This window comes from uncultured Romboutsia sp., from assembly GCF_958366745.1.
GTDB lineage: Bacteria > Bacillota > Clostridia > Peptostreptococcales > Peptostreptococcaceae > Romboutsia > Romboutsia timonensis.
This window is the reverse complement of sequence record NZ_CATXCO010000268.1, coordinates 1-2,886: the sequence shown is the minus strand read 5'-3', so window position 1 is coordinate 2,886 and position 2,886 is coordinate 1. Positions and strand designations below refer to the sequence as shown.

The 2,886-nt window shown below is 23.7% G+C and carries 3 protein-coding genes; all 3 read left to right on the top strand.

Annotated features, from left to right (window positions below; genetic code table 11):
• Positions 1–267: 267 nt before the first annotated feature.
• Positions 268–1,254, top strand: a complete 987-nt coding sequence (locus Q5F54_RS12505) for a lipoate--protein ligase (protein ID WP_281539048.1) — start codon at positions 268–270, stop codon at positions 1,252–1,254.
• A gap of 149 nt (positions 1,255–1,403) precedes the next feature.
• On the top strand, positions 1,404–2,099 hold the full coding sequence (locus Q5F54_RS12500; RefSeq protein ID WP_281539047.1) for a superoxide dismutase: 696 nt from the start codon (positions 1,404–1,406) through the stop codon (positions 2,097–2,099).
• Between the two features lie 75 nt (positions 2,100–2,174).
• Positions 2,175–2,711, top strand: a complete 537-nt coding sequence (locus tag Q5F54_RS12495) for a metal-dependent hydrolase (RefSeq protein ID WP_281539046.1) — start codon at positions 2,175–2,177, stop codon at positions 2,709–2,711.
• The last annotated feature ends 175 nt before the right edge of the window (positions 2,712–2,886 follow it).

The following is a 2,886-nucleotide window of genomic DNA, read 5'->3' as shown; positions in this document are numbered from 1 at the left end:
CTTTTATATTTATAGGCTTTAAGTCTAAACTTTATTAAAATACTAATATTTTCTATCTTATTGTTTATCATATTTAATTTAATATACTAATTTATATAGATTTCCATGATATTATACATTCAAATTAAAATAACTCATATGTATTCATTATTTTCTATTTATAAATATCTTATAACTATAAATTTTAAGTATATTGATAACTATATTATTCTCTGCTACTATTTACCTAATGATGTAAATTTATATACATTTTAAGGGAGAGATTTTATGTTACTAATTTATAATGAAAAAACTAATCCGTTTTTTAATTTGGCTATGGAAGAATATTTTCTTAAAAACTTCGATGAAGATATCTTTATACTTTGGAGAAATGAAAGTTCCGTAATAGTTGGTAAAAATCAAAATACATTATCTGAAATTAATCTAGATTATATTAAAGAAAACTCTATACCCGTTGTCAGAAGACAATCAGGAGGAGGAGCTGTATTTCACGACTTAGGTAATATAAACTTTACATTTATAGCAAGTAATAATGATAATTTCAGTGATTTCAAAAGATTTACTACTCCTATAATAGAACTTTTAAAAACATTGGATATAAATGCTAAATTTTCTGGAAGAAATGATTTGTTAATAGATGGATGTAAATTTTCAGGCAATGCTCAATATAACTACAAAAATAAAGTAATGCATCATTGTACATTGTTATTTTCATCTCAAATATCAGATATGTCAAATGCTTTAAAAGTTAAACCTATAAAATTTGAAGGAAAAAGCATTAAATCTGTAAAAGCTCGTGTAACTAATATAAGTGAACATTTAAAAGTTCCTATGGATATATTAGAATTTAAGGATTTAATAATAGATTACTTTTATAAAACAAATACTGATAATAAGTATTATACTTTAAGTGAGTTAGATATAAATAATATAAATAAATTAGTAGAAGAAAAATACAATACTTGGGATTGGAACTTTGGACATTCCCCAAAATACTCTCTTTATAATGAATTAAGGTATCCTGGAGGAAATGTAGAATTTAACTTAAATGTTGAAGGTGGAATTATAAAGGATATAAAATTCTTTGGGGATTTCTTTGGAAAATGTGATATTTCTCATATTGAGAACCTATTATTAAATACAAAACACGAAGAAGAAAGTTTAAAAACAATACTTAACTCTATAAATATAAATGATTATTTCCTAGGGGCTGATACTGATGTTTTAGTATCTGGAATAATGGGTGTTAAATAGTACTTGGAGTAGATTATTCTACTCCTTTTTATATGAAATATAATAAAATAATGTAAAATTGAAATAATTTAGATATATATACTATAAAATTTAACTTTATATAAATTTTTATCTTATTTTTAAGCATAATACTATATAGAGGTGGTTTTATGAAGAAAAAACTATTATCAGTAACATTATTTTTTTTATTTATAATTTTAGCTTCTTCAAATTCATTAAGCTTATCATCAGAATTTAAACCATTTGAATGTAAAGAACTAAATTATTCTTATGATGCATTAGAACCATATGTAGATAAAGAAACTATGATGTTACATTATAATAAACATTATAAAAATTATGTTGATAAACTAAATGATACTATAAAAAAATATCCTAAACTTTATTCTTGTAGCTTAACAGATTTACTAAGTAACTTAGATTGTCTTCCAGATAGTGCGTCGCAAATAATAAAAAACAACGGTGGAGGAATTTATAATCATGAGTTCTTTTTTAGCATAATGACTAATAGAAAAACATATCCTTCTGAAGAACTAAAAAAGGCTATCGATAGAGATTTTGGATCTTTTGATGAATTTAAAAAGGAATTTAAAGAAGCTTCATTAGATATTTTCGGTTCAGGATGGGTATGGCTTGTATCTGACGATAAAGGAAACTTATCTATAATAAAAACATCAAATCAGGATACACCTATAACACTAAACTTAATTCCAGTTATAGGAATAGATCTATGGGAACATGCTTATTATCTTAGATATCAAAATAATAGAGAAAATTATATAGATAATTGGTTTAATGTTGTTAATTGGGATAAAGCTCTTTCTAATTATAATAATTCTAAATAGTTGCAATTTGTAAAATTTTTATATTTACTATATAATGTAATAAATCATCATGTACTTAGCACCATAGGAGGATTAATGGTAAAGGAAACTCACACAAAGGGCGGATACTTATTAGCACTACTTGCACTGCCCTTTATTGACAATGAATATTTATCTAGTTATGAGCCTGTTTATAAATTTATTCTATTATTTATTTATATGTATTTTTCATATATAGGTTCAATAATTCCAGATATAGATATGCGTGGTTCTTGTGCAAGTAAAACCTTCCCAAAAGTATATAAATTATTCGGTTCTAGATTTCGTCACAGAAGTTTTACTCATAGTCTACTATTTCTATATTTACTATGTTATTTATCAAGTCTAATATTAAAGTATACAGATAATAATATAGTTTTTATATCTTCATTTAGTGGTCTTATAATCGGATGTTTTTCTCATATGATATTAGATTTATTTACAAAGGAAGGTATAGAATTGCTTTACCCAATAGATATTAACTTTTCTTTAATGCCTATAAAGACTAATTCTAAAACAGAAAAACTAATATGCAAAGTATTAAGCTTTATAGTTATATTCTTACTAGGATATAGGTTTTATATATTAATATAGGACCTATATCCTTTATATTTAATTATTTTTATCTAATTTAGTATTAATACTATTTCCTACTTTCCAAGCTAAAAATACTAATAATATAAATAGTACTATTTTAATTGGATTTTTTATAAATCCTACTACATCACTTGCTGGATAACTTACGACTAAAAACATAATAAATTTTCCA

Bases quoted from the DNA above. Each gene is read 5' to 3' on its own strand.
- Q5F54_RS12500 (WP_281539047.1), top strand. From the start codon at position 1,404: ATGAAGAAAAAACTATTATCAGTAACATTATTTTTTTTATTTATAATT.
- Q5F54_RS12505 (WP_281539048.1), top strand. From the start codon at position 268: ATGTTACTAATTTATAATGAAAAAACTAATCCGTTTTTTAATTTGGCT.
- Q5F54_RS12495 (WP_281539046.1), top strand. From the start codon at position 2,175: ATGGTAAAGGAAACTCACACAAAGGGCGGATACTTATTAGCACTACTT.